A 24,925-nucleotide genomic window follows, 5' to 3' on the forward strand; every position below is an offset into this window, starting at 1 on the left:
TCCCTGTCGTAGCCCAGTAGCATTTGGACAGTACGAATGGACAGCCAGTTTCCCGCCGCATCTCCAGAAGAGTCGAACTTCGGTGACAGCAAATTAGATCCGAATCAAGTCGTTCCCCTTTACCACCAAATCTATCTGATATTGCGCGAGCGTATTATCGAAGGGCACTACGACACCAAGCCTTTGCCCGGTGAGTTGGTCTTGGCTGAGCAGTTCAATGTGTCACGCGTCACCATGCGTCGTGCGCTGCAAGACCTGGTCAAAGAAGGGTTGGTTGCCCGGGGCCGAGGCAAAGGCACATTTGTAAAGCCACGCACGGAGTCTCGAAATTCTTCGGTGGGTCAAAGTCAGTTGCTAAGTGCCTCAGCCATGCGCTTACAGGCCAGTGGCGATTCTTCAGATCTCCAATTGATCACTTCCAAGCGTATTTTACCGCCCCCCGACATCGCGACACTGTTGCATTTGCCCAGCGATGCCATCGTTGAGAAACTGATCCGAATCCGTCAACTAGATGGTCAGCCTGTGGCGCACCTAACCAGTTTTATTCCTCAGGATTTGTCCGGGCGCATTTGTCGCCGGCGTCTTCGCGAGTTTCCAATTCTGGTGCTGCTCGAGGAAGCAGGGGTGAAGGTGGCCAAAGCCCGCCAAACCATTTCTGCACGGTTGGCTGACGCCTCGGTAGCGTATGCCTTGGGCGTGCCGGTGGGTGCACCGTTACTGGCCATTTCACGGGTGGCTTACGACGAAAATGGCAGGCCTGTGCAGGTACTGAAAGGTCTTTACCGACCTGATCGATACGACTATCGGATCGAACTGTCGAGAAAACAGGCCAAGGGTCAAAGTTCCTGGCAGCATGTGAACGAGGTCGAGTTTGCATTCGAAATGCATCAACAAGACCTCACGCACTTCTGAACCGAGTGCCCTATTTGAGTGGGTCCACCGGGCGGGAATTCCTGTTCTCGTCCACAGCCACATAGGTCACATAGGCCTCGGTTACTTTGGCCACATCGTCGGGTTTCAAGCGACGTTGCGCGAATACCTCCACATAAATTTGCATCGAGGTTCGGCCTACCTTCACCACTTCAGCATAAAAGCTGCACAAATCACCTACAAACACGGGTTCCTTGAAAATAAACTCGTTCACTGCCACGGTCACAATTCTGCCTTTGGCGTGGGCTGTCGCTGGTACCGAACCAGCCAGGTCCACCTGCGCCATAATCCAGCCGCCAAAAACGTCGCCTGAAGCATTGGAGTCTTTGGGCATGGGAATCACCCGAATCACAGGTTCACGGTCGACTGGCAATAAAATTGGTTTGGGTGTGCTCATGTGCAGGTGCTTTGTTGTTGGTTTGGCTTTCGATTGTAAACCCGGGCGCCTAGAGTCTGCATTTCATTCTAGGTGCACACTACCAACCCGATCTCACGAAACCGACGATAATGGCGTTTTGTCGGGTCCATAAGTTGAGGAAGCAATGGCTGCAGGTTGGGTAACGGTGTTGCAAATGGTGCCATGGGGCGAGGTGATTAAAAATGCGCCCAAAGTGGCCGATGGTGCGGTCAAGCTGTGGAACAGCGTGTCCAAAAAGCGGGTGGATGGTGAAACCGAGAGCGACGTGACCGATGTGATGTTGGCCACGGACATGGCCGCCGTCGAAAAGCTGGAACATCGCCTGCATGCGGCTGAGCAAACGATCACCGATTTGCAGGCTCAAGTGGTTCAATCTGCGGAGGTCATCAAAGAGTTGGCCAGTCAAAACACGCAACTGGTTGCACAAATCGAATCCAATCGCAAAGCCGTTACTGTGTTGGGCGTTGTTTTGGCCTTGAGCGTATTGGCGGTGGTGGTTCAAGCGGTCATGTTGTTTGGCGCCTGAACCGAGGTATAGGTTGCGTTCAGGCTGACTTTCTGCCGCCGTGTTCATCGTCCAAGGCATCTTTGGCCATTTTGTCGATCACGGCTGGCACAAACGGTTTCAGCTTCAGGCCCAAGCGCCCTTTGGCTGTCATTACCCATTCTCGCTTGCGTTCGGCCATGGCATCCACGATTTCGTTCACACACTGCTCAACCGTCATGGCACCTTTCTCGCGAAGGCCTGAAACACCAGCGCGCTCGCCATTCGGGTTCAAACCGTTGCGGCGAATTTCCGTATCCACCACACCCGGGAAAATTGCGCACACGTCCACACCTGTGCCCATCAATTCAATGCGCAGTGCTTCCATAAAACCACTCATTGCAAATTTGCTGGTGCAATAGGTGGTGCGGGCGGGCACACCCGTTTTGCCAGCCAGGCTGGAAACGCCCACGATCAAGCCTTTGGATTTCTTGATGTGGGGCAGTGCCTTGTGGGTAATCCAAACCATGCTCATCACATTGACGCGGAACAGTCTCTCAAAGGTACCCAAGTCGGTGATGTCTTCAAACCACGCATGCATCGAGACGCCCGCATTATTCACAATCATGTCAATACCGCCAAAGGCTTTCACTGATTCTTCCACCAGGTTCTCGCATTGGGCCTGTTCCATCACGTCACAGGCCACACAGTGGACCTGCCCACCAGCCGCCACCACCTGTTTGCCGACCTCTTGAAGTTTTTCGAGTCGGCGTGCCGCCAGCACCAGTTTGTTGCCTTGGGCCAGTTTGATGGCCAATGCCGCACCAATACCTTCTGAAGCCCCGGTGATTACAATCACTTTGTTTTGAATACTTGCCATTTGCTTTTGTCTCCTGCTGAGTGTGTGGCTCGTGTGCCGAGGCGAGTGGTAGCATTGCCAATCACCTCTTTTTTGTACCGAGAAGTATCGCATGCGCAGAACCGCACCGGTGGAGTCCGCCCCACCAAGACCCCGAAAACGAAGCGACTGGGGCACCATCGCCCAGCTTTTGCCTTATCTGTGGGAATACAAGTGGCGGGTTATTTTCGCCATTGCCTGTTTGGTGCTCGCCAAAGTCGCCAACATGGGCGTGCCTCTGGTGCTCAAGGAAATCATCGATGAGCTGACGCCGCTTTTGCAGAGCAATGCCTTGCTGGCCGCAGCCTCCATGCCGGCAGTGTTGTTGGTGGCTTACGGTTTGTTGCGCCTGTCTACCACGGTCTTCACCGAGCTGCGAGAATTCCTGTTTGCCCGGGTCACCCAGAATGCAGTGCGGGCCATTGCCATTCAGGTGTTTGATTACCTGCATGCGCTGTCGCTGCGGTTTCATTTGAATCGTCAAACCGGAGGGGTGACCCGCGACATCGAGCGTGGATCCCGAGCCATTTCAAGCCTGGTGAGCTACACGCTGTACAGCATCCTGCCAACACTGATCGAGATCGTACTGGTAGTGGGCTATTTGTTCCTCAACTACGACATCTGGTTCTCGGTCATCACGGCGGTGGCACTGACCTTGTACATTTTCTTCACCGTAAAAATCACGGAATGGCGACTGCATTTTCGCCGCACCATGAACGACCTGGATTCCAAAGCCAATGTGCGTGCAGTCGACTCGCTGATCAACTATGAAACCGTGAAGTATTTCGGCAACGAGCGTTTTGAGTCCGATCGGTACAACAAAAGCATGGCCGCCTGGCAAGAGGCTGCCATTCGCTCGCAAAAATCCCTCACTCTTTTGAATACCGGGCAAAGTGCGATCATCGCCGTGGCGGTGACTTTGGTGTTGTGGCGTGCAACCGCTGGTGTGCTGGACGGGTCAATGACTTTGGGTGATTTGGTGCTGGTGAACGCCTTCATGATTCAGCTGTATATTCCTCTGAATTTTTTGGGTGTCATTTACCGGGAAATCAAGCAGGCTTTGGCTGATATCGAACGAATGTTTGGCCTGATGGATGAAAACCTGGAAGTCAAAGACAGGCCACATGCTCCTGATCTGCAGGTAAAAGGAGGTGCCATAGAATTTCGCAACGTGAACTTTGCGTATGACGAACGCCGCATGGTGCTGAAGAACATGTCGTTCTCGGTGCCCGCAGGCCATACCGTGGCGGTGGTAGGCCACAGCGGTGCGGGTAAATCTACGTTGTCGCGCTTGCTGTACCGCTTCTATGAGGTCACGGATGGCGCCATTCTCATTGATGGGCAAGACATTCGGGACGTCACACAGATTTCATTGAGGAGAAGCATTGGCATTGTTCCTCAAGACACTGTGCTATTTAACGACACCATTGCTTACAACATTGCCTACGGTCGGCCCGATGCCACACAGGCTGAAATTGAAGCTGCCGCCAAGGCTGCCCACATTCACGAATTTATCGTGAATCAGCCCGATGGTTACAAAACACAGGTGGGTGAGCGTGGGCTCAAGCTTTCAGGTGGAGAGAAGCAACGCGTGGCCATTGCCCGCACCATCTTGAAAAATCCGGCGATTCTTATTTTCGACGAGGCCACTTCAGCGCTGGATTCCAAATCAGAACGCGCCATTCAGCAAGAGCTGCAAATGCTGTCCCGCAACCGCACTACCTTGATCATTGCCCACCGTTTAAGCACGGTGGTGCATGCTCACCAAATTCTGGTGATTAGTCAGGGTGAGGTGATCGAAAGTGGCAGCCATGAATCACTACTTGACAAGAATGGTGAATACGCCCGAATGTGGCTGATTCAACAGCACAGTCAACCCAACGCGTCTGCCCATGGAAACCAAATGGCTTGAAGATTTCATCACGCTGGCCCAAACCAAGAATTTTTCGAAAGCGGCCAACCTGAGGTGCGTCACGCAGCCCGCTTTCTCACGCCGTATTCAGGCGCTTGAGGGTTGGCTGGGCTGCGAGTTGATCGACCGGGGATCTTACCCCACGCGACTGAGCCCGCAAGGTGAGGTGTTTTACGAACAGGCGCTCACCATGCTGGAGCAAATCCGGCAGGCCCGAACGATTGTTCGGGGCGGCAGCCTGCAAAGCCGCCAACCCATCCGATTGGTGGTGCCGCACACCTTGGCCTGCAGCAAGGCGCCGCATTGGGTCAGCAGTTTGAAAGCCAAGCTTGCTGACCGTTTGCCCGATCTGAGTTTTCAGCTAACGGCCAGCAACGTGCACGATGCCGTGTTGTACTTCACTGACGGTGCAAGTGATTTTCTGATTTGCTACCACCACAGCCGAGAGCCCATTGAACTCGACCCCAGCAAGTTTGAAGTTCGAGTGTTGGGCACGGAACGGTTTGAGCCATACAGCGCCATGACCGTTGAGGGCAACCCGGTCTATTCGCTGGACCCATTGGCGCCTTTGCCCGTGCCCTATCTGTCGTATTCCAAACATGCTTATCTGTCGAAGATGACCGACATCGCGATGGAAGCAGGCCCACTCTTTTTGAAAAAATCACTGTTCGAAACGGACATGTCTGAAAGTTTGAAATCGATGTGTGAAGCGGGCTTGGGTGTGGCCTGGTTACCCGAAAGCGCGGTGCTGCCCGGGTCCGGCCTTTGCAAAATTCGAGGGCCCTATTTCACTGACATGGAGGTTCGCTTGTATCGGCGCATACAGCGTCATACCGAGAATTCTGCCGCGCATGAGCAGGCGGATTTAATCTGGCATTACTGGCCTGACTAATCCCCCTCTGTGGATAACCCTTATTAGGGTTTCTTTGGATATGCGCGAAATGCATGGTTTAATGCTGATTAAGTATTGGAGTGCTGGCCACTAAAGATTTAGCATGGCCCACATTCAAAATTCATCAGGGGATGACATGGTCAAGCAGCACTCAGAGCATCGCGTGGAAAAAGACCTTCTTGGTGAAAAGAAGATCCCCGCGGACGCCTACTGGGGAGTCCATACCAGTCGAGCCCTCGACAATTATCAAATTACCGGCTTTCCGCTGTACAACGCTCCCGAACTCATCAACGCACTGGCCGCAGTCAAATGGGCCGCGACCAAAGCCAATGCCGATCTCGACACTATTTCTCACGATCTGGCCAAAGCCATTACTCAGGCGTGCAAGGAGATTCGGACCGGCAAACTTCACGATCAATTTGTGGTTGATGTAATTCAGGGTGGTGCGGGCACCTCGACCAATATGAATGCCAACGAAGTGATTGCCAACCGCGCCATTGAAATACTGGGCGGTAAAAAGGGTGATTACAAAATGGTGCACCCGATTGAGCATGTGAACGCTTCTCAAAGCACCAACGATGTGTACCCCACTGCTGTCAAAATCGGCCTGATCAACGCCATCTCCGGTCTGTTGGTCGCGATGGAAGAACTGAAAGAGGCCTTCGGCGAAAAAGCCTTTGAATTCCGGAAAATCCTGAAAATCGGCCGCACCCAGCTGCAGGACGCCGTGCCCATGACTTTGGGGCAAGAGTTCGCAACTTTCTCCGTCATGTTGGGTGAAGACATGGCACGCCTGCGCGAGGCGACCAGCTTGATCTCTGAAATCAATCTGGGGGCTACTGCCATCGGTACCGGCATTAATACCGACCCGGAATATGCAGCTCGTGCCCGTCATTATCTCGAAGAAATCACCCAGCTGGGCCTTGTGACTGCAGCCGATCTCGTCGAGGCCACTCAGGATACCGGCTCTTTTGTCCAGCTCTCTGGCGTGCTCAAGCGCGTGGCCGTGAAGTTGTCCAAGATGTGCAACGATCTGCGCTTGCTGTCCTCAGGGCCCCAGGCTGGTCTGAACGAGATTAATCTGCCGCCGCGGGCTGCAGGCTCTTCCATCATGCCCGGCAAGGTGAATCCGGTGATCCCGGAAGTGGTGAACCAAGTGGCATTTGAGGTGATTGGTAACGATGTCACCGTCACCATGGCGGCCGAGGCTGGCCAACTGCAGCTGAATGCGTTCGAGCCCATCATTGCATGGAGCCTGTTCAAGAGTATTTACCACCTGACAGCCGCTTGCAAAACGTTGACGAAAAATTGCGTATTAGGGATTACCGCAAATGAGTCACTTTTGCGTCAAAGGGTCGAGGAATCAGCCAGTTTGGCCACCTCACTGAACCCTTACATAGGCTATGATCAAGCATCTGAGATTGCAAAAACTGCATTGAAAACTGGCCGGAAGGTTTCCGAGCTTGTTCTCGAAAAAGGCTTACTTTCAGAGCAGCAGTTGAATGAAATACTCAGGCCCGAGGTTCTCACCCGTCCTCGGAGAATAAAACTTTAATACCGTCTCGAACCTGGTTCGTATGGCGCAGGGTGTGTGCACAGTTTGTGCTTAATTTTTTCATTCAAGGAGCAAAAATGAAAAGGAATCTCCTCGCAGCAGCGTTGGCCGTGGCCAGTGTAGCCGCTGTTCAGCCCGCAGTTGCCCAAGATCTCACGGGTACTTTGAAAAAGATTTCCGAGACCAAAACCATCGTGGTGGGTTACCGTGAGTCCTCTGTTCCGTTTTCATACCTGGACAACAACCAAAAGCCGATCGGCTACCACATGGACATGTGCAACAAGGTTGTTGATGCGGTCAAAGCCAAGTTGAAAATGCCAAACCTGAATGTGCAATTGCAACCAGTTACTTCTGCAAACCGCATCCCGTTGCTGCAAAACGGCACCATCGACATGGAATGTGGTTCTACCACCAACTCCGTGGCTCGTCAGGAACAGGTTTCTTTCGCAAACAGCACCTTCATCACCAGCGTGAAAGTGGTCGTGAAGAAAAGCAGTGGCATTAAGTCACTGGCCGATCTGGATGGTCAACCCATCGCGACAACTTCAGGTACCACCTCAGTTCAGTTGATCAAGCAAAACGAGAAGGGTGCAAACATCAACTTCAAGGAAATTTACGGCAAAGACCATGCTGAAAGCTTCCTGTTGGTGGCCAATGACCGTGCCAAGGCTTTCGTAATGGACGACATCCTGATTGCCGGTTTGGTTGCTCAAAGCAAAAATCCGGATGAGTTCATGTTCTTGCCAGAAATTCTGCGCACAGAACCCTATGGCATCATGTTGCGCAAGGATGATCCTCAGTTCAAGGCATTGGTCGACGAGACTGTAAATAGCATGATCAAGTCTGGCGAAGCTGAAAAGCTTTACGCGAAGTGGTTCATGAGCCCGATTCCACCGAAGAACGTCAACCTGAATTTCCCGATGTCTCCGCTGTTGAAGGAAGCATTCGCGAATCCAAACGACAAAGGCGTTAAATAAACTGCCCTAGTCAGTCACGGGCCGGCTGTGCGTTTCAAACGTGAGCCGGCCTTTTACTTGTATTGGCCGAGAATATTGACTCGGGAGTATCCAAAATGAATAGCGACCTGAATTGGCTGTTGTTTTTTCAGCCGATTGTGGAAGGCGAAACCCTGGTGTGGTGGGAAATGTTGTTTTCCGGCCTGCTGTGGACCCTTGCCACATCCGCAGTTGCGGGCGTCATTGCCTTCACTGTGGGTTCCTTGATGGGTGTTTTGCGCACCACCTCCAACAAGCCCTTGGCTTTTCTGGGCAATGCGTACGTGGAAATTTTCCGCAACATCCCTCTGATTGTCCAATTTTTTCTCTGGTATTTTGTGGTGCCAGAGTTCATCCCGGCCTTGAAAGATTGGTCGATTGAACAAGACCCCACCTTCGTGCAGTTTCTGGCCTCAGTAGTCTGTTTGGGCTTGTTTACAGCGTCCAGGGTGGCCGAGCAGGTCAAGTCGGGTATTTTGTCTCTGTCACGCGGGCAGCGTTCTGCGGGCTACGCTTTGGGCTTGACCGAAAGTCAGACCTATCGCTTCGTGTTGTTGCCCATGGCCTACCGAATCATTGTTCCTCCCATGACCTCCGAGGCAATGAACCTGATTAAAAACTCCTCGGTGGCATTAACGATTGGCCTGACTGAACTCACCTTCAGAACCCGTGAAATGGGCGAAGTCACCTTTGCGTTTTTTGAAGCTTACATTGCCGCCACTGTGTTGTACGTGATTGTGGCAATGACGGTGAACCGTGTCATGGCTTTGGTCGAACGCCGAACCGCTGTGCCCGGCTACATCACTGGAGGTAAATAATGAACAATTTTGACTTCAGTGCAATCACTACTTCATTGCCGTACCTCATGCAGGGTCTGGGTTATACGGTGCAGCTCACCGTGGTGGCCTGTTTGGGCGGTATTTTCTTTGGCACATTGTTGGCTTTGGCCCGTTTGTCTGGCATCAAGCCACTGGCCATGATCGCAGCGGGTTACGTCAACCTCATGCGTTCCATTCCCCTGATTCTGGTGATCTTCTGGTTCTATTTTCTGGTGCCGGTGGTCTTGCAGTCAGTCATGGGTTATGAACGCCCGCCACAAATTGGTCCTGACAGGTCTGCTTACATCACCTTCATCATGTTTGAAGCCGCATTTTTCTGCGAAATCATGCGGGCGGGTATTCAAAGTATTCCGAAAGGACAGGTGGCAGCCGCGCAGGCACTGGGTTTGAACTACCGTTTGACCATGGCGAAAATTGTATTGCCACAGGCCTTCCGCAACATGCTTCCGGTGTTGTTGACTCAAACCATTATTTTGTTCCAAGACACATCGCTGGTGTATGTGTTGTCTGTAACCGATTTCCTGGGTGCTGCATCAAAAATTGCGCAGCGCGACAGCGCCTTGGTTGAGATGTACACCTTCGTAGCCTTGGTTTATCTGGCGATCTGTTTCAGCTTGTCCATGCTGGTCAAAGCGCTCCAGAGAAAAACTCAAATCATTCGATAACAGGAGAGCACTGTGATTGAAATCAATAAAGTAAGTAAGTGGTATGGCAGTTTCAGGGTGCTCACCAATTGCACAACCTCTGTCAAGAAAGGGGAAGTAGTGGTGGTGTGTGGTCCTTCCGGTTCAGGTAAATCTACCCTGATTAAAACTGTGAACATGCTTGAGCCTTTTCAGGAAGGCACTATCACCGTAGATGGTGTTTCGGTGGGTGCCAAAGGTACAGATCTGCCCAAGTTGCGTTCACGTGTGGGCATGGTGTTTCAAAACTTTGAATTGTTCCCGCACTTGACCATCACCGAGAACCTGACCTTGGCACAAATCAAGGTACTGGGTCGATCCAAAGAAGAGGCTGTTGCAAAAGGTTTGGGCTTGTTGGATCGGGTGGGTTTGAAGGCCCAAGCCGAGAAGTTTCCCGGGCAGTTGTCAGGTGGTCAGCAACAGCGGGTGGCGATTGCACGCGCATTGTCGATGGACCCGATTTGCATGTTGTTTGATGAACCCACCTCGGCGCTTGACCCTGAAATGGTGAACGAGGTTCTTGATGTGATGGTGGAATTGGCTCAGGAAGGCATGACCATGATGTGCGTAACCCACGAAATGGGTTTTGCTCGCAAAGTTGCAGACCGGGTTATTTTCATGGATCAAGGCAATATTGTTGAAGACTGCACCAAAGAAGACTTTTTTGGTACACCACGCTCGGAGCGTGCGCAGTTGTTTCTCTCGAAAATTCTGGGTCATTGATCCTGAGTTCTGTGCTGCCGGGGCTTGGGCTCTGGCGGCAGCACCTTGATTCAACGCTGCGCCTGGATGCGGGCGCGTGCTGAAGAATTCCCACCTAGCTAAGCTTGCCCAACCGCCTCGCCCAAGGTGATGTGCGCGGCTGTGGCCGTTTCTTCTCCCATCTGCAATGGATGCCGCAAGCGACATGCAAGCTTGTGCTGCATCGGCGATGTATCAGCGATAATCCCGCGTCGTTCCTTTGGGCCTTCACGCAAACGGGGCTTACGCAGGGTCAGGTGCTTGACTAGTATCACGCACGCCGCACGCCAATCAGCACTCACGTTTTTGCTGCATCAACTCCCGCGTCTTGGCATACTTCATAAAACTGTTAAAGCACCCAATTGCAATGTGAACCAGCCCGGGCCAGCCATCCAGAAAGCCCTTTCGCACCAGGTAAAACTTGATGAATCGCACCACCGGCGACAGCATTAGTTTTCCCAGCCCTGGCCATCTTCCGTGTGCTGCCAGGTGTTGTGCCTGGATACTGGTGTATCTGTTCTGTTTGGTCAGGTAACTTTCCAGGCTTTCAGCCGATTCGTGCAGCAAGTCGCCTTCAAGCTTTTCAAAACGTGTATCTGGAATTGTGCATTCCACTTTTTCATGGACTGCGTCATTGCTCCAGTTGGCCATCTTTCGGTTAAACAATCGGCGTGAATAATCGGGATAACCCTCGCCATGGCGAAGGTAACGGCCTAAAAAGAAGTTACAGCGGGGCATGTCAAATCCGGCAACATCCACTGGTAAAAGCCCCTGTTCGGCTTGTTGCATGACCGCTCGAATACTGCGCTCCAGCTCAGGCGTTGCTCGTTCGTCTGCGTCCAGGCACAGTACCCAATCATAGGTAGCCTGTGTCACTGCAAACTGTTTTTGTGGACCAAATCCCAGCCAGTCTTGCTGCACAACCCGTGCACCGAATTTTTGCGCAATTTCAATTGTGTCATCCGTGCTATTGGAGTCCACCACCACCAAATCGGCACAAAATTGCAGGCTTTCCAAGGCTTTAGCTATTTGTTTGTCGGCATTCAAGGTGATCAGCACCGCGGAGAGGGCGATGCGGTTGTTGGCTGCAGTGTTCAAATTTATCGTTCCTTGGCTGAGCGGATTCGGATTGGCTACTCGCTTGCCGCTTACAATGATGCGGTTGCGATCAACCTAAGCGCTAGATGAAGCGTATCTTAATTGTTAAGACCACTTCCATGGGAGATGTCATTCATGCCTTGCCGGTTTTGAATGATGTTCATACCCACGATCCCACCATTCAGATCGACTGGATGGTGGAGGAGCCATTTGCGGATCTGGTGCGGGGCAGTCGCCATGTTCACGAAATAGTCCCGGTGAATTTACGCAAGTGGCGCAAGCTGGGGATTCGCCACACGTGGCAGCAATGGAAGTTGCTGAAAAACAAATTGGCTGACAGGCAGTACGATGCCATTGTTGATTTGCAGGGTTTGCTCAAAAGCGCACTGTTGGCCCGCGCTGCAAAGGGCACGCTAATGGGGCCAGGTTTCTCTTATGCGAAGGAAAGTCTGGCCTGCCTTTTTTATTCAAAGCGAGCTGGGTGGGATCCGCAGGCCCATGCAGTCGAGCGTCTTCGGGAGTTGGCCGCCGGGTTGTTTGGCTACCGTTTGTTTGGCAAGCCTGTGTTCTACGACATCACTCCCCCAAAGGTACTTCCGACCATTCCCCGCGGAGCCGAGATCTGGTTTTTGCACGCCACTGCCCGAGACGAAAAAAAATGGCCGCTGGTGAAATGGCGTGAGTTGGCTCATCGATTTTCAGACCTGGGTTATTCAGTCAAACTGCCTTGGGGTAGTGAAGCGGAACACCAGCAGGCGGAAAAAATTGCGGCCGGCATTACACGGGTTGAAGTACTGCCTCGCATGGCTTTGGGCGAATTGCGCCTTCGCCTTGAACGAGCTGGCCTGGTCATTGGTGTGGATACTGGTATAACGCATCTGGCAGCTGCGCATTATTTACCCATGGTTGCTTTGTTCTTTGCTACACCTGCATGGCGATTTGCGCCGCGCTTTAATCCTCATGCCATTAGTTTGGGTGATGTAGGTCGAGAGCCTGCCGTGGGGGAGGTGTTCGAGGCGGCAACGCGTTTGCTACGGGGAAATAAACTTTGAGTGTGCGAGCTCGCGTCTTTTTGTGGCTTTACAGCCTGAGTCTTTTTCTGCTGCTGCCAGTGCTGGCTTTGTATCTGCTCAAACGCAGTGTGAGGCAGCCTGAGTATCGCCGAGGGTGGGGGCAGCGGTTCCTGGCGAGTCTGCCTGAGTTCAAGGCGGTTCCATCGGGTCAAAAGCGAATCTGGGTACATGCTGTTTCGGTGGGCGAAGCCCATGCCATTTCCCCTTTGGTACAGCACTGGGCCAAGGTTTATCCTCAGCATGAATGGGCCGTTTCCTGCACCACACCCACGGGTTTGGCCACTTGCCAACAGCTTTATTCGGCATTGAACAGCGTTCAGTTCTTTTATCTGCCATACGATTTGCCCCATCTGGTTGCGCGAACATTCAAGCAAGTGCGCGCGAATTCATTGTGGGTTGTTGAAACCGAGTTGTGGCCCAATCTGCTGTTGAGAGCAGCCAGGAGCAATGTTCATACGGCAGTGCTGAACGCGCGGGTATCACCCACCACTGGAAAGCGCTTGGTCCAGTTGGGGCTCGTGAGCAAACCTGTCTTGCGCAGTGTTGGCACCTTGATTGTCCAAACACAGGCCGATGCAGCTGTATTTGAGAAAATTGGGCGACCAGCGGATGCCGTGTGCGGCAACCTGAAATTTGATGTGGCGCTCAAGCCGGAGTTGGCCACCATGGGGCGCACCTGGCGGGAGGCTGCGCAGGCAGAGCAGGTGGTGTTGTTCGCCAGCAGTCGGGAGGGTGAAGAGGTCTTGTTGCTTGATGCCCTGAACCGAAGTCAGTTTTTCAAGCGCATGCCCAAAGCCAGTGTGTGGATTGTACCGCGCCACCCTCAGCGGTTTGATGAGGTGTTTGAATTGATGGCAGAGGCAGCCACGCGGATGGGTGTGGCCCGTCCCGTACGTCGAAGTGCCTCGTTCAATGCAGGCAGCAATATTGCCTTGGCAGGTTTTGGGCAGGCCCGTTTGGTGCTGGGCGACTCCATGGGTGAAATGCCCGCGTATTACAGCGTGGCCGATCTGGCTTTGTTGGGGGGCTCGTGGTTGCCTTTTGGCGGGCAAAACCTGATTGAGGCTTGCGCTTATGGTTGCCCCGTGTGGATGGGGCCGAATACCTTTAATTTTGCCAAAGCAGCAGAGGATGCACTGTCAGCAAAAGCAGCCCGTCGGTTTGATAATTTACTGGCGGCTTGCGAATTTTATCTGAGTGATTTTCAGGGCAATCACGAGGCGAAGAAAGCGGCCTTTGCCTATGCGCGCAGTCACCGTGGGGCAACTCAGCGCAGCTTCGATGTGCTCAATCAATTGAATGACGTTTAGGGATAGCGCGCTTATTGCAGCAGAAGTTGATTGATCTGTTTCAGCGATTCCGCGTTTAACTGCCCAGCCACAGCCTGCAGTTCGAGCATATTGATCAGGCTGCTGTACTTGGCCTTTGAGAGGTCACGCTGTGTGGCATTGAATTGTTGCTGAGCGTTCAAGACATCAACATTGATTCGAATGCCTATTTCATAGGCGGTTTTGTTGGATCGGAGTGCCAGTTCACTTGAGGCCAGTGCGGTTTCGAGGGCATTCACCTGTGCCAGGCTGGTTTGAACCCCCAGGAATGCCGACTTTGCAGCCTGTGTGGCATTTCTGCTTGCGAGTTCTACATTATTCATCGCTTTTTCCAACAATGCCGCTTGCTGGCGGACCTGACTTTGGGTAGCGCCACCGCTGAAAATAGGAATATTCATCACCAGACCGATGGTGGTGCTGTCCACACCCAAGTCAAAAGGGCGTCCACTGTTGCCATCAAAAATCTGCTGCTCGGTTTCAACCATTTGGGCAGTCAAGTCCAGGGTTGGCAAATGGCCATACTTGGCCTTGTTACTTTCGCCTTGGGCGATGAGTCTGGCGAGCCTCGCTTGCTGGGTTCTCAGATTGTTGTTTCGGGCTTGCTCGGCCCACGCTTCGGCGGTATTTGGCGCAGGGGCGCTGAGTTGCGTCGAGGGTGCGAGAGCAGCCAGTTCATTGACAGGCATGCCCACAATGGTTTCGATTTGGAGTCTGCGCTGAGCCAGCTGGTTGCGCGCGGCCAGTTCCTGGGCCACGGTCAGGTCAAATCGTGCCTGAGCCTCTTGTTGGTCTGTCACAGTGGCATTGCCCACCTCAAAATTGGCTTTCGCCAAGGCCAGCTGCTCGGTAATAGCGGCTTTTTGATCATCAATGCTGGCCAAGTCGTCTTGCGCGGCCAATAAATCGAAATAAGCGCGAGTGAGTCGCAAAACCAGGTCTTGTTCGGCTTGCTGAAAGCTGAGCTTGGCAACTTCTCCGCTTAATTGGCTTTGCTTGTAGGTTTCCCAGGCTTGAGGGCGAAACAGTGCCTGGTTGAGTACCAGGCTGTAGGTGCCGGGATTGCGGCTGGCGTCAATCGACATGCCAAACGCATCGTAGGTGTTGTCTTGTTTCTCAATACGTGCCCCGAAGTTGACGTTGGGCAGCAGGGCTGAAAATGCCTGGTTTTCAGTCTCAAGGTCAGCCTGCAATTGAGAAGCTGCTGCCCGAAAGGCCGGGTCATTCTGTTTGGCCAGGTTGAAGAGCGCAAGCAGATTTTGAGGGCTTGAGTGATCGGTGGTCAGGCCTTCTTGGGCCCCAGCCAGGTTGCCCGCGATCGCCAAACCCAGCATGCCCACCAATCCCAGCAGCCAATGTTTGAAGCCCGATGTACGTCGTTTGATTACGGGTTGATCGGGCTGGGTCATGAGTCCCGTGTCCTTAGAATACGAATTCGTTGGCTTTGGGTGCGTTGATCAACACCTTGGTCATGGTTTCAAACAAAGGTGTGGTGATCAGTTGACCGTCACGGGACTTGCGGGCCAGCACCAGTTGCATGGCAGGTGCCTGGCCAATCACGGCCATCAGGCGTCCAAGCGGGTTGACCGCTTCCAGCAAGCCAGTGGGCATGATGGGCGAGCCACCGGACAGCACGATCGCGTCGAATTGACCGAGTGTCGGGGCCAACTGAAATCCACAGCCTTCAATCACCTTCACTCGGGTAATGCCGTTTTTCTTCAAATTGTTGCGGGCCATTTCCGCGATGGCCGGATTCAGCTCTATGGTCGTGACGTGGGCACATTGTTGCGCCATGAGAGCAGCCATGTAACCCGTACCTGTACCGATTTCCAGAACCTTTTCATGCACACCGAGCTCTAGATCCTGAAGAATGCGAGCTTCCATTTTTGGGCTGAACATGGCCTCGCCCGTGTCGGTGCCATTGACGCGAATCGGCAGATCACAATCAGTGAACGCCAGTTTTTCAAGCCCGGCACACACAAAATTCTCGCGTTTGATCATTTCAAGCAAATCTAGCACCTTCTGGTTCAACACGTTCCAGGGGCGGATTTGTTGTTCAATCATATTGAAGCGGGCTTTCTCGAAGTCCATGGCGGGTTCTCGCGTGGGTAAATTGGGTAACTCGCTATTTTAGCAAATTTTATGCAACACGCGCTGTGTGCGGGCAGGTCAAACCGTTCAGCACCATTTGAATATGCGCTTCAATGTAGCGCATGGGGTTGGTTTCTACGCCGCAGCAACCATCCATGGTTCGCTTCCACAATCCAAGGGTGACCAAGGGTGCACAGAGCACTTGGGCGGCGTATTCGGTGTCGATGTCGGTAAACTCTCCGCGGGAGATACCACGTTTGAGCACTGATTCGAGGTAGTCCCACCAAGGCCGCACCACCTCGTCGTAGAAAAATCGAGCCAGCTCAGGAAAAGCATTGGCTTCGGAAAGTACGATTTTTGTAATGCTGCTGAGTTTGGTAGACCCGTATTTCAACCACCACAGGTGGATGGCCTCCCTGATCAGCGTGGCAGAGCTTTTCTCGGGCTCCAGAAGGCTTTTTGCCTCCTCCACGATGGGTGAAACATGTTCTTTCACCACGGCTTTCAGCAATTCCTCTTTGTTGGAGTAATACAGGTAAACCGTGCCTTTACTGACGCCAGCGCTTTTGGCCACGTCTTCGAGGCGGGCTCCTGAGAAACCCTTTTCGCTGAAAATGGTGAGTGCAGCATCGAGTAGTTCTTGTGGGCGCTCTTGTTTTCTACGCGTCCAACGGGGTTGAGCATTCGCCAGACATTGCTTCATAGGTGTACATCTTTTTTTAGAGTGGTTGATTGCACTATAGTGGTTCATTCTTCACCGAGTCAACGTGGTAAGCCCAAATCGGTGCTTGTTGGGTTGTAGAATATGTCGGTTTGGTAAATCTTGGAATTTCGGAGAATTCAGCATGTCAATGGCCGATCGCGAAGGCTTTATCTGGTTTGACGGCAAACTTGTGCCGTGGCGTGAAGCTCAAATTCACGTGCTCACTCACAGTTTGCATTATGGTTTGTCAGTCTTTGAAGGCGAGCGAGCCTACAAAACCGACAAAGGCCCTGCCATTTTCAGGTTGAAAGAGCACACCGATCGCCTTTTCAATTCAGCCCATATTTACCGCATGAACATGCCATACACCCGTGAGCAGATCATGGATGCCTGCTGTGAAGTGGTGCGCGCCAACAATCTTGACTCCTGCTACATCCGCCCCATTGCTTTTTATGGCTCCGAGAAAATGGGGGTGTCGCCCAAAGGCGCTGCAACCCACGTGGCCATTGCGGCCTGGCCTTGGGGCGCTTATTTGGGCGAAGAAGGTCTGCAGAAAGGCATTCGGGTTAAAACCTCGTCTTATGCCCGCCACCATGTGAATGTGACCATGGCGCGTGCCAAGTTTGCGGCCACCTATGCCAACTCGATCCTTGCAAATACCGAGGCTGTCCAGGATGGTTACGACGAAGCACTGTTGCTGGATGTGGATGGATTTGTGGCTGAAGGTGCGGGTGAAAACGTATTTGTAATCAAAGATGGTTGTATTTACGAGCCTGAAATCGCCTCGGCATTGGTTGGGATTACCCGCTCAACGATTATTTCCCTCGCCCGTGAAATGGGCATGGAAGTCAAGAGCAAGCGCCTGACTCGCGATGACATTTACATCGCTGATGAGTGTTTCTTCACTGGCACTGCGGCTGAAGTAACGCCAGTGCGCGAGCTGGACAACCGAACCATCGGTGCCGGCACACGCGGGCCAATTACTGAAGAGCTGCAAAAGCGTTATTTCGACGTGGTGTACGGTCGAAATGAAAAATATGAACATTGGCTGACCCGGGTGTGAAGCATCATGATCAGTGACAAAAAAGCAAAACATGAAACTGTGCAGCTGGATGGCGATCAACTGCCCGCCTTTTGCCCCAACCCGGCCATGCCGGTGTGGAATACGCATCCCAAGGTGTATCTGGACGTGACCAAAACAGGCAAGGCCACCTGCCCTTATTGTGGCACGGTGTACACCTTGAAGCCTGGTGCAAAAGTACACTCACATTGAAGGTTTTAATTGTTGCCCCCAATTGGATCGGCGATGCGGTCATGAGCCTGTCGCTGATTCAAGCCTTGCATCAAGACAATACTTTGCGGTCGGCTGACGGCAAACCCTGTGAAATTCATGTTCTCGCTCCACCGGTGACTGCACCGGTATATCAGTTCAGTGAAGCTGTCCGTGCTGTGCAGGTAGAGCCCTTCTCCCACGGCAAATTGCAATGGCGCTTGCGCAAGCAGGTGGGGGGCTCACTGGCCGGGCGCGGTTTCGACATGGCGGTGATTTTACCCAATTCCTTGAAATCAGCTTTGGTACCCTGGTTTGCACGAATACCGAAACGGGTAGGCTACAGCGGAGAGCTGCGCACAGCGGTGCTTACCCACCCGTTGCCCAAGCCTTCCAAGAAAGCCAAACCACCCATGATCGAGTGGTATGGGCAGCTTGGTCATTACTCCGCCGATGTGCTGGAGTTCCCGGTTTTACACGTAGAGCCAGGTATGCGCCATGCCGCATGTGCCGAGTTTGAACTTCGCCCGGGTTTCTTGGCCGTTGCGCCGGGCGCTGAGTTTGGTCCCGCCAAACGCTGGCCAGCGGAGCACTTTGCTGAAGTGATCGCCAAGTTTTTATTGGGAAACCCCCTGCAGAAGGCTGTGCTGTTCGGTGGGCCCAAAGACTCTGTTTTTTGTGGGGAAATTGTCAGCCTGCTGCCTTTGGATTTACAAGCACGTGCCTGTAGCCTGGCGGGCAAGACAAGCTTGGCCCAGGCTGTGGCCCTGATGTCTGCGGCAAGCCAGTTGCTGACCAATGATTCGGGCTTGATGCACGTGGCTGCTGCCTTGAATGTACAAGTGCACGCGGTGTTTGGTTCCAGCAGCCCACACCACACGCCGCCCTTAAGCAGCAAGGCCAAGGTGTATTACCTCAATCTGGAATGCAGCCCCTGTTTTCAGCGGGAGTGCCCACTGGGCCACACCCATTGCCTGAAAAAGCTCGACCCGAAAATGGTGTTGGAACAGCTGGTGCCTGCTTCTCAGGGAGTATGATCTTACAAGCCCATTTTCAACGCACTCTGGCCTTACCATGCGTGACTACATCCTGACAATTTCTTGCCCCGACACCACGGGCATTGTGTACAACGTCAGCAAATTTTTGTTTGACCAACAGTGCAACATTCTTGACTCTGCTCAATTTGGCGATGAGTCCACCAATCTTTTCTTCTTGCGGGTGCACTTTTCATTGCCGCCCGAAAGCAAGCTGACCGAGGTCGAACTGCAGTCCAATTTCGCGAAGGTGGCAGAGCCGTTCGCCATGAAATACCAGTTTTTTGATGCCCGTGTAAAGCCTCGCGTGTTGCTGATGGTGTCCAAGTTCGGGCACTGTTTGAACGATCTTCTGTTTCGCTGGAAAAGCGGTCAACTGCCTTGCGAGATACCGGCCATTGTGTCTAATCATCAGGATTTTGCTTTGCTTGCGGCCTCATATGGTGTCCCGTTTTATCACTTGCCGGTGAAACCCGAAGCCAAAGAGCTTCAGGAAACGCAAATACGTCAGATCATTGAGCGTGAGAAGATCGATCTCGTTGTGCTGGCCCGCTACATGCAAATTTTGTCGCCGGAATTGTGCCGCGACATGCTGGGTCGGGTGATCAACATTCATCACAGTTTCTTGCCCAGCTTCAAGGGGGCCAAACCTTACCAGCAAGCTTTTGACAGGGGAGTCAAGTTGATTGGTGCTACAGCACACTACGTGACCTCGGATCTGGACGAGGGCCCTATCATTGAACAAGATGTGGCTCGCGTTGACCATTCTTTAACCCCGGAAGAGTTGACCGCTCGAGGACGCGACACCGAGTGTATGGTGTTGGCCCGTGCGGTGAAATGGCACTGCGAGCACCGTGTGGTTTTGAACGGATCAAAAACAGTGGTGTTTCAGTGAGTCACCTCAACAACCTCATTCAAAACACATAAATACCCATTGGAGTGCGTTGAATGTCCAGAGCCAAAGTCATTCATTCTTCACCGCAAGACATTGAGCAAGCCTTTTATGAGGCACTTGAAGCAGCCGATCTGGAAGCCCTGATGGATCTTTGGGCCGACGATGAGCATGTGGTGTGTATTCACCCCGGAGGTCCTCGCGTAGAGGGCTATCACGATGTACGCGACTCTTGGAAAGAAATTCTTTCAGCAGGTGCCTTGCAAATTCGCGTGGTGCCTGTGCACCGCGTTGAAGGCGTGATGGTGTCGGTGCACAACATTGTTGAGCAAGTCATGATGAGCAGCTCTCGGGGTGAGCCTCATGTCGTGCAAGTGAATGCGACCAATGTGTATCACAAGGGGCCCAATGGCTGGAAAATTGTGATGCATCACGCAAGCCCCGCCATGGATGCAGAAGAAATGGTCGAGGACGACCTGTCCGACTTCGATCCGCAGCCCACGCTGCACTGATCAGGCCGAGGCAGTATGGTGTACCGCCCGCCTTGGTGGCTTCCCGAGGGCCATTCCCAAACCATTATGGCCGCACGCTGGGCTGAAAAGCCAAGCGTGCACTACCACCGTGTGCGCTGGAACACGCCGGATGGTGATTTTATCGACCTTGATTTTACTGAGTCCCTGGAACAAGCGGCAAAGCACGACACGCTTTGGGTGCTGTTTCACGGCCTGGAGGGTTGCTCGCGCAGTCACTACAGCCTGGCGGTAATGAACCAGGCCCGCATGGCGGGTGCCTTGGGTGTGGTTGTCCACTTTCGGGGGTGTTCCGGCGAAAACAACCGGATGCCGCGCGCCTATCATTCGGGCGATTCCGAGGAAATGGACTGGATACTTCGTCGCCTGCGCAGCCAGTTTTCTTCAGTGGAATTCATGCATGTCACGGGTGTTTCACTGGGTGGCAATGTGTTGTTGAAGTGGCTGGGAGAGCGGGAAAAGCTGGCTCGGGAGGTGGTCAGCTCAGCCGTGTCAGTGAGTGCACCAGTTGATTTGCTCGCGGGTGCGGTATCGCTGGCCAAAGGGTTCAATCTGGTTTATACCCGCATGTTTTTAAGCACTTTGATTCCGAAATCAATTGAGAAGGTCAAGCGCTTTCCCGAGTTGGGAAACGTGGAGGACATTGCCAACTGCAAAGATTTCTTCGATTTCGACAACCGGGTTACAGCCCCTTGGCATGGGTTCCGGGATGCCGAGCATTATTATGCCGTGTCATCGGCCAAGCCACTGTTGAAACATATTGCGGTGCCCACCCTGATGATTCACGCGAAAAACGATCCTTTCATGAGTGGTCAACATTTGCCGACAACCCATGAAGTGTCCCCGCAAGTGAATTGTCTGTTTACAGAGCACGGTGGTCATGTTGGTTTTGCGAACGGACGCAGTTTGCGATTGGGGCTGGACTGGTTGCCCAAGCAATGCGATGCTTTCTTTGCGCAGCACTCTGCAAAGCAAACAGGAGCAAGCGGTGGATGACCTTGTAGAAAAAGCACTGGCGCGTTGGCCCAACGTGCCGGCCATTGCCGGATGGGTGAAGTTAAGCACGCAAGGCGACTGGTTGCTGACAGGACCTGTGCCCGAGGGGTTAACAATCAGCCATCCGAGGATTTTGAATTTCATGGCGCGCAACTATGGTTGCGAATCAGACGGGCGTTACTATTTTCAGAATGGCCCTCAAAAAGCGTATGTCCACTTGGCTTACACACCGTGGGTGTATCGCATTCACCCTCTGGAGCACGGTGCCTTGATGCTGACCACCCACACTGGTCTCGTCTGCTGGCCCTTGGGTATGTACCAAGATGAACAGGGCAGGGTCTTGATTGAAGGTGAGCCTGGCATTGGCCTTTTGCACAGCAATGACATGGACCTTCTTGCGAAGGGCCTGAAGGAATGCCAGGGCGAACTGGTTCATCAAGCCAGTTGGGCTGTGCCCGATGAGGATCCCGACACCCTGATTGCTGCGCGCACCAAGTTGCGCCGGGATAAAAACACGTCCACGGGACTGCGCGATTGCACGTTGAAGTTGGTGCCTATTGAATCAGGCACTGTGCCACAGCGCTTTCAGTTCAACCCGAATCCAGAAGTTAACCAGCAGGATCCAAATTCGTGAAACCGAGACAGAATCAAAGCGGTGCCTCAGCCACTGCATTGCTTGCCTTTGTGTTGTTTGTGGCGTTGTTGTATGTGTTGTACAACCAGTCCAGCATTGAGAACCTGTTTACCAGTCGACCAGAAAACGTCGCACCACGGGTGGTAGAGGCCCGGGGCGATCTTGCCGCAGGCGAAAAAAGCGTGGTTGAGCTGTTTGAGGTGTCCAAAGCATCTGTGGCCTATATTTTCACGGAGAGCGTACAAGGGCAGTTGTTTTTCAGGCGCGTGGCGGAGGGCACCGGTTCAGGCTTTATTTGGGATGAGGCTGGCCACATTGTGACCAATGCGCACGTGGTAGAGGGAGCCAGTCGAATTCGAGTGCAGCTTGATGACTCAGAACCGCTGCCGGCTCGCCTCGTGGGTATTGCACCCTCGTACGATCTTGCGGTGATCCGCCTGGTGAACAAGCCAGCCAACCTGCGGCCCATCCCAGTGGGCACGTCTGGCGACTTGCTGGTGGGGCAATCGGTGTTTGCCATCGGCAACCCCTTCGGTCTGTCGAAAACGCTCACTGCGGGTATCGTCAGCGCTTTGGGGCGTACCTTGCCTGTGAGCAACGGCCGTGAAATACCGGATGTGATCCAAACGGACGCAGCCATCAACCCTGGTAACTCCGGTGGCCCCTTGCTGGATTCCGCGGGCCGTTTGATCGGTGTGAACACCGCCATACTCTCTCAAAGCGGATCCTCCGCGGGTGTGGGCTTTGCAATTCCTGTTGATTTGGTGAACGAAATTGTGCCGCAGTTGATTGAACGTGGCACTTTACCCCGTCCGGGTATCGGCATTGCAGTGGCGGATGAGTCGCTGGCTCGCCGCTTGGGTATTCGTGGCATCGCAGTCATGGGCGTAGAGCCGGGTTCACCTGCAGCGCGGGCAGGTCTGAAGCCGTTTGATTTGCAGGGGGGGGTGGTGGGTGACATCATCATCGCCGTTGACCGCAAACCAGTTGCCAATGTCTTGCAGTTGTCAAAGGCCCTGGAGGCAGTTGGCGTCGGTGGTACGGCCAATTTGCTGGTGATGCGCGGTGACGATACGCGCGAAGTGTCGGTGAGCGTCGTGGATCTGGAAGCGCGTTAATGGTTGACTCGATGGATAGCCATCCCGATTTGGATCGACGGTTTGGTGGAATCAGTCGCCTGTACGGTGATGGTACCCATGTGTTTCTCAACCAGCGGGTTCATGCCATGGTGGTAGGTGTCGGCGGGGTGGGTTCTTGGGCTGCCGAGGCCTTGGCTCGCAGTGGCGTGGGTCGAATTACGCTGGTTGACATGGACCACGTGGCTGAAAGCAACATCAACCGACAAATCCAGGCCTGTGATGCCACCTTGGGACGGGAAAAGATCAAGGCTTTGGCCGATCACATTCATGGCTATTTTCCGCAGTGCCAGGTGACCTTCGTGGATGCGTTTCTGGAACCTGACAATGCGCAGAGCCTGCTCACTCAATTTGCTGCGGCGGCTGGCGAATGCAAAGTTGTGCTGGACTGTTGCGACAATGTTCGGGCGAAGGTGGCCTTGGTCACTTGGGCCAGGCGTTTGAACCTTGCCGTGGCGCTGTCGGGCAGTGCGGGTGGGAAAACCAAACCCTGGCTCGTTCAGCCTGCCGACCTGCGCGACACCACCAATGACCCCCTGCTGGCCAAGGTGCGGTACACACTTCGCCGCGCACATGGATACGCGAAAGACCCGAAGAAGAAGCTGGGCGTGGCGGTGTTCTATTCAGCCGAGCAAATCAAGCGCAGCGACGCGTGCGAACCTGCGGCTGGGTTGAATTGTGCGGGTTATGGCTCTGTGGTCACGGTCACCGCCACCATGGGCATGCAAATGGCCGCCTGGGCCATTGCACATTGCGTGAACCACCACAAAACTTAACGTTTAAACAAGTCACCAAAAAGGTCTTCGGCTTTTTCAACCTTGGGCGCTACCACATAGGCACAGTAGGGCTGCATGGGGTTGTTCTCGAAATATTCCTGGTGGTATTTCTCGGCGGGAAAGTAATTCAGCAAAGGCGAAATCTCGGTCACTACCTTGTCGCGGAAAATTTTCCGTTTTTCCAGGTCTTCAACAAAAGCCACGGCTATGTCGCGTTGCTCGGGCGTGTGAAAAAAAATGACCGAGCGGTACTGGGTACCCACATCGTTGCCCTGTCGGTTCAAGGTGGTTGGGTCGTGAATGGCGAAAAACACTGCCAGTATTTTCCGAAATGAAATGACTTCCGGATCGTAGTGCAGCCGAATGACTTCGGCGTGGCCGGTTCTACCGCCACAGACCTTGTCATAGTTCGGATTGGGGTCGCTTCCCCCGCTGTAGCCCGATTCGCACAACTCGATTCCTTTGAGTTGCCGGAAAACAGCTTCAGTGCACCAGAAACAACCCCCGCCCAAGGTTGCCTGTTCTATCTTGCTCGACATAGATCAAAGCCTGTTTTTATTGTTCCCACAATCACTAAGTGAATCTTTAAGTGGAACCCAAGTCAAGCCTTTTGGTCTGAATTTTAGGTGTCAAGCGTTGTATACTCGGCGCGAACCCATCACAACTTTAAGGAGATGACTGTGATTTCATCCGCGTTTGCGCAATCCGCAGCCGCTGGCCCGGAAAGTGGCCTTTTAAGCTTCCTGCCCCTCATTTTGATGTTTGGCGTGCTTTATTTCCTGGCAATTCGTCCCCAAATGAAGCGTCAGAAAGAACACAAAGCCATGGTTGAAGCCCTGCAAAAAGGCGATGAAGTAATTGCCTCGGGTGGTTTGCTGGGCAAGATCAGCAAAATCAACGAATCGTACATCACGCTGGAAGTGGCCGAAATGGGTGACAAGCCCGTTGAAGTTGTGCTGCAACGCGCTGCTGTACAAAGCCTGCTGCCTCGCGGCACCCTGAAAGAAACACGTTAATTTG

28 protein-coding genes are annotated in these 24,925 nt (G+C 53.2%); 21 read left to right on the plus strand and 7 right to left on the minus strand.

The window, feature by feature from the left end; genetic code table 11:
* The first annotated feature begins 36 nt into the window (after positions 1-36).
* Positions 37-912 carry a GntR family transcriptional regulator gene (locus A0129_RS03345; protein ID WP_008249562.1) on the plus strand — a complete coding sequence of 292 codons (876 nt, stop codon included), beginning with the start codon at positions 37-39 and terminating at the stop codon, positions 910-912.
* A 10-nt stretch (positions 913-922) separates the two neighbouring features.
* Here A0129_RS03345 and A0129_RS03350 read toward each other — a convergent pair whose 3' ends face one another.
* On the minus strand, positions 923-1,327 hold the full coding sequence (locus A0129_RS03350; protein ID WP_291712413.1) for an acyl-CoA thioesterase: 405 nt from the start codon (positions 1,325-1,327) through the stop codon (positions 923-925).
* 145 nt (positions 1,328-1,472) lie between these two features.
* Here A0129_RS03350 and A0129_RS03355 point away from each other — a divergent pair, with 145 nt between their 5' ends.
* Positions 1,473-1,874, plus strand: a complete 402-nt coding sequence (locus A0129_RS03355) for a hypothetical protein (protein ID WP_105028150.1) — start codon at positions 1,473-1,475, stop codon at positions 1,872-1,874.
* Between the two features lie 19 nt (positions 1,875-1,893).
* Here the strand turns inward: A0129_RS03355 and A0129_RS03360 are convergent, their stop codons facing one another.
* Positions 1,894-2,712 (minus strand): SDR family oxidoreductase, encoded by an 819-nt coding sequence (locus A0129_RS03360; RefSeq protein ID WP_291712415.1) that lies wholly within the window; start codon positions 2,710-2,712, stop codon positions 1,894-1,896.
* Positions 2,713-2,803: 91 nt separating this feature from the next.
* On the opposite strand from A0129_RS03360, the gene A0129_RS03365 reads away from it, so the two are divergent.
* The 7 genes from A0129_RS03365 to A0129_RS03395 all read left to right on the plus strand — a co-directional run bounded on the left by A0129_RS03365 (position 2,804) and on the right by A0129_RS03395 (position 10,329).
* Positions 2,804-4,642, plus strand: a complete 1,839-nt coding sequence (locus A0129_RS03365) for an ABC transporter ATP-binding protein/permease (RefSeq protein ID WP_105028152.1) — start codon at positions 2,804-2,806, stop codon at positions 4,640-4,642.
* On the plus strand, positions 4,623-5,534 hold the full coding sequence (locus tag A0129_RS03370) for a LysR family transcriptional regulator (protein WP_291712417.1): 912 nt from the start codon (positions 4,623-4,625) through the stop codon (positions 5,532-5,534). Before A0129_RS03365 ends, A0129_RS03370 begins: the two co-directional genes overlap by 20 nt.
* Before the next feature lie 136 nt (positions 5,535-5,670).
* Complete coding sequence (aspA, locus tag A0129_RS03375; protein WP_291712418.1) at positions 5,671-7,089, plus strand: aspartate ammonia-lyase; 1,419 nt, start codon at positions 5,671-5,673, stop codon at positions 7,087-7,089.
* Between the two features lie 77 nt (positions 7,090-7,166).
* Entirely contained in the window at positions 7,167-8,066 is a 900-nt protein-coding gene (locus A0129_RS03380) for a transporter substrate-binding domain-containing protein (protein WP_105029790.1), read from the plus strand.
* 95 nt (positions 8,067-8,161) lie between these two features.
* Positions 8,162-8,902 (plus strand): amino acid ABC transporter permease, encoded by a 741-nt coding sequence (locus A0129_RS03385; protein ID WP_291712421.1) that lies wholly within the window; start codon positions 8,162-8,164, stop codon positions 8,900-8,902.
* Positions 8,902-9,588, plus strand: a complete 687-nt coding sequence (locus A0129_RS03390) for an ABC transporter permease subunit (RefSeq protein ID WP_105028155.1) — start codon at positions 8,902-8,904, stop codon at positions 9,586-9,588. The genes A0129_RS03385 and A0129_RS03390 overlap by 1 nt, the downstream gene beginning before the upstream one ends.
* Before the next feature lie 12 nt (positions 9,589-9,600).
* Entirely contained in the window at positions 9,601-10,329 is a 729-nt protein-coding gene (locus tag A0129_RS03395; protein ID WP_105028156.1) for an amino acid ABC transporter ATP-binding protein, read from the plus strand.
* 309 nt (positions 10,330-10,638) lie between these two features.
* On the opposite strand, the gene A0129_RS03400 is transcribed toward A0129_RS03395, so the two are convergent.
* Entirely contained in the window at positions 10,639-11,445 is an 807-nt protein-coding gene (locus A0129_RS03400; protein ID WP_291712422.1) for a glycosyltransferase family 2 protein, read from the minus strand.
* 86 nt (positions 11,446-11,531) lie between these two features.
* On the opposite strand from A0129_RS03400, the gene waaC reads away from it, so the two are divergent.
* On the plus strand, positions 11,532-12,497 hold the full coding sequence (gene waaC / locus A0129_RS03405; protein ID WP_291712424.1) for a lipopolysaccharide heptosyltransferase I: 966 nt from the start codon (positions 11,532-11,534) through the stop codon (positions 12,495-12,497).
* A 2-nt stretch (positions 12,498-12,499) separates the two neighbouring features.
* Positions 12,500-13,828: a 3-deoxy-D-manno-octulosonic acid transferase gene (locus A0129_RS03410; protein WP_291712548.1), complete on the plus strand. Its 1,329-nt coding sequence runs from the start codon at positions 12,500-12,502 to the stop codon at positions 13,826-13,828.
* Positions 13,829-13,839: 11 nt separating this feature from the next.
* Here the strand turns inward: A0129_RS03410 and A0129_RS03415 are convergent, their stop codons facing one another.
* From A0129_RS03415 to A0129_RS03425, 3 genes are read right to left on the minus strand one after another with little or no spacing between them, the layout of a single operon-like run.
* Positions 13,840-15,252, minus strand: a complete 1,413-nt coding sequence (locus A0129_RS03415; RefSeq protein WP_291712426.1) for a TolC family outer membrane protein — start codon at positions 15,250-15,252, stop codon at positions 13,840-13,842.
* Positions 15,253-15,265: 13 nt separating this feature from the next.
* Positions 15,266-15,934: a protein-L-isoaspartate O-methyltransferase gene (locus tag A0129_RS03420; RefSeq protein WP_291712428.1), complete on the minus strand. Its 669-nt coding sequence runs from the start codon at positions 15,932-15,934 to the stop codon at positions 15,266-15,268.
* 49 nt (positions 15,935-15,983) lie between these two features.
* Positions 15,984-16,637, minus strand: a complete 654-nt coding sequence (locus tag A0129_RS03425; protein WP_291712430.1) for a TetR/AcrR family transcriptional regulator — start codon at positions 16,635-16,637, stop codon at positions 15,984-15,986.
* Positions 16,638-16,779: 142 nt separating this feature from the next.
* Between A0129_RS03425 and A0129_RS03430 the strand changes: the two genes are divergently transcribed.
* Genes A0129_RS03430 through A0129_RS03470 form a run of 9 tightly spaced genes read left to right on the plus strand, consistent with a single transcriptional unit; the run spans position 16,780 to position 23,905 of the window.
* Positions 16,780-17,700 (plus strand): branched-chain amino acid transaminase, encoded by a 921-nt coding sequence (locus A0129_RS03430; protein ID WP_105028163.1) that lies wholly within the window; start codon positions 16,780-16,782, stop codon positions 17,698-17,700.
* 6 nt (positions 17,701-17,706) lie between these two features.
* Positions 17,707-17,910, plus strand: a complete 204-nt coding sequence (locus A0129_RS03435; protein ID WP_105028164.1) for a zinc-finger domain-containing protein — start codon at positions 17,707-17,709, stop codon at positions 17,908-17,910.
* The gene (waaF, locus tag A0129_RS03440; RefSeq protein WP_291712432.1) at positions 17,907-18,944 is read left to right on the plus strand and encodes a lipopolysaccharide heptosyltransferase II; all 1,038 of its coding nucleotides are present in this window, start codon (positions 17,907-17,909) and stop codon (positions 18,942-18,944) included. The genes A0129_RS03435 and waaF overlap by 4 nt, the downstream gene beginning before the upstream one ends.
* Positions 18,945-18,981: 37 nt before the next feature.
* A complete protein-coding gene (gene purU / locus A0129_RS03445) occupies positions 18,982-19,836 on the plus strand; it encodes a formyltetrahydrofolate deformylase (protein WP_105028165.1) in 855 nt (284 codons plus the stop codon).
* Between the two features lie 53 nt (positions 19,837-19,889).
* Positions 19,890-20,345: a nuclear transport factor 2 family protein gene (locus A0129_RS03450; RefSeq protein ID WP_105028166.1), complete on the plus strand. Its 456-nt coding sequence runs from the start codon at positions 19,890-19,892 to the stop codon at positions 20,343-20,345.
* Positions 20,346-20,360: 15 nt separating this feature from the next.
* Positions 20,361-21,359: a hydrolase gene (locus tag A0129_RS03455; RefSeq protein WP_291712433.1), complete on the plus strand. Its 999-nt coding sequence runs from the start codon at positions 20,361-20,363 to the stop codon at positions 21,357-21,359.
* Positions 21,352-21,993 (plus strand): DUF2946 family protein, encoded by a 642-nt coding sequence (locus tag A0129_RS03460; RefSeq protein ID WP_291712435.1) that lies wholly within the window; start codon positions 21,352-21,354, stop codon positions 21,991-21,993. Before A0129_RS03455 ends, A0129_RS03460 begins: the two co-directional genes overlap by 8 nt.
* The gene (locus tag A0129_RS03465; RefSeq protein WP_291712437.1) at positions 21,990-23,111 is read left to right on the plus strand and encodes a trypsin-like peptidase domain-containing protein; all 1,122 of its coding nucleotides are present in this window, start codon (positions 21,990-21,992) and stop codon (positions 23,109-23,111) included. Before A0129_RS03460 ends, A0129_RS03465 begins: the two co-directional genes overlap by 4 nt.
* A complete protein-coding gene (locus tag A0129_RS03470; protein WP_291712439.1) occupies positions 23,111-23,905 on the plus strand; it encodes a tRNA threonylcarbamoyladenosine dehydratase in 795 nt (264 codons plus the stop codon). The genes A0129_RS03465 and A0129_RS03470 overlap by 1 nt, the downstream gene beginning before the upstream one ends.
* Here A0129_RS03470 and msrA read toward each other — a convergent pair.
* The gene (gene msrA / locus A0129_RS03475) at positions 23,902-24,444 is read right to left on the minus strand and encodes a peptide-methionine (S)-S-oxide reductase MsrA (RefSeq protein ID WP_291712441.1); all 543 of its coding nucleotides are present in this window, start codon (positions 24,442-24,444) and stop codon (positions 23,902-23,904) included. The two genes, A0129_RS03470 and msrA, sit on opposite strands and share 4 nt — an antisense overlap.
* 135 nt (positions 24,445-24,579) lie before the next feature.
* Between msrA and yajC the strand changes: the two genes are divergently transcribed.
* Positions 24,580-24,921: a preprotein translocase subunit YajC gene (gene yajC, locus A0129_RS03480; protein WP_008249612.1), complete on the plus strand. Its 342-nt coding sequence runs from the start codon at positions 24,580-24,582 to the stop codon at positions 24,919-24,921.
* Positions 24,922-24,925: the final 4 nt, after the last annotated feature.

It is taken from the genome of Limnobacter sp. CACIAM 66H1, assembly GCF_001601825.1.
Lineage (GTDB): Bacteria > Pseudomonadota > Gammaproteobacteria > Burkholderiales > Burkholderiaceae_B > Limnobacter.

Bases quoted from the DNA above. Each gene is read 5' to 3' on its own strand.
- aspA (WP_291712418.1), top strand. From the start codon at position 5,671: ATGGTCAAGCAGCACTCAGAGCATCGCGTGGAAAAAGACCTTCTTGGT.
- A0129_RS03450 (WP_105028166.1), top strand. From the start codon at position 19,890: ATGTCCAGAGCCAAAGTCATTCATTCTTCACCGCAAGACATTGAGCAA.
- A0129_RS03470 (WP_291712439.1), top strand. From the start codon at position 23,111: ATGGTTGACTCGATGGATAGCCATCCCGATTTGGATCGACGGTTTGGT.
- A0129_RS03430 (WP_105028163.1), top strand. From the start codon at position 16,780: ATGTCAATGGCCGATCGCGAAGGCTTTATCTGGTTTGACGGCAAACTT.
- A0129_RS03370 (WP_291712417.1), top strand. From the start codon at position 4,623: ATGGAAACCAAATGGCTTGAAGATTTCATCACGCTGGCCCAAACCAAG.
- A0129_RS03345 (WP_008249562.1), top strand. From the start codon at position 37: ATGGACAGCCAGTTTCCCGCCGCATCTCCAGAAGAGTCGAACTTCGGT.
- A0129_RS03455 (WP_291712433.1), top strand. From the start codon at position 20,361: ATGGTGTACCGCCCGCCTTGGTGGCTTCCCGAGGGCCATTCCCAAACC.
- A0129_RS03380 (WP_105029790.1), top strand. From the start codon at position 7,167: ATGAAAAGGAATCTCCTCGCAGCAGCGTTGGCCGTGGCCAGTGTAGCC.
- waaC (WP_291712424.1), top strand. From the start codon at position 11,532: ATGAAGCGTATCTTAATTGTTAAGACCACTTCCATGGGAGATGTCATT.
- msrA (WP_291712441.1), bottom strand. From the start codon at position 24,444: ATGTCGAGCAAGATAGAACAGGCAACCTTGGGCGGGGGTTGTTTCTGG.
- purU (WP_105028165.1), top strand. From the start codon at position 18,982: ATGCGTGACTACATCCTGACAATTTCTTGCCCCGACACCACGGGCATT.
- A0129_RS03365 (WP_105028152.1), top strand. From the start codon at position 2,804: ATGCGCAGAACCGCACCGGTGGAGTCCGCCCCACCAAGACCCCGAAAA.
- A0129_RS03390 (WP_105028155.1), top strand. From the start codon at position 8,902: ATGAACAATTTTGACTTCAGTGCAATCACTACTTCATTGCCGTACCTC.
- A0129_RS03385 (WP_291712421.1), top strand. From the start codon at position 8,162: ATGAATAGCGACCTGAATTGGCTGTTGTTTTTTCAGCCGATTGTGGAA.
- A0129_RS03355 (WP_105028150.1), top strand. From the start codon at position 1,473: ATGGCTGCAGGTTGGGTAACGGTGTTGCAAATGGTGCCATGGGGCGAG.
- A0129_RS03415 (WP_291712426.1), bottom strand. From the start codon at position 15,252: ATGACCCAGCCCGATCAACCCGTAATCAAACGACGTACATCGGGCTTC.
- A0129_RS03425 (WP_291712430.1), bottom strand. From the start codon at position 16,637: ATGAAGCAATGTCTGGCGAATGCTCAACCCCGTTGGACGCGTAGAAAA.
- A0129_RS03435 (WP_105028164.1), top strand. From the start codon at position 17,707: ATGATCAGTGACAAAAAAGCAAAACATGAAACTGTGCAGCTGGATGGC.
- A0129_RS03350 (WP_291712413.1), bottom strand. From the start codon at position 1,327: ATGAGCACACCCAAACCAATTTTATTGCCAGTCGACCGTGAACCTGTG.
- A0129_RS03360 (WP_291712415.1), bottom strand. From the start codon at position 2,712: ATGGCAAGTATTCAAAACAAAGTGATTGTAATCACCGGGGCTTCAGAA.
- yajC (WP_008249612.1), top strand. From the start codon at position 24,580: ATGACTGTGATTTCATCCGCGTTTGCGCAATCCGCAGCCGCTGGCCCG.
- A0129_RS03420 (WP_291712428.1), bottom strand. From the start codon at position 15,934: ATGGACTTCGAGAAAGCCCGCTTCAATATGATTGAACAACAAATCCGC.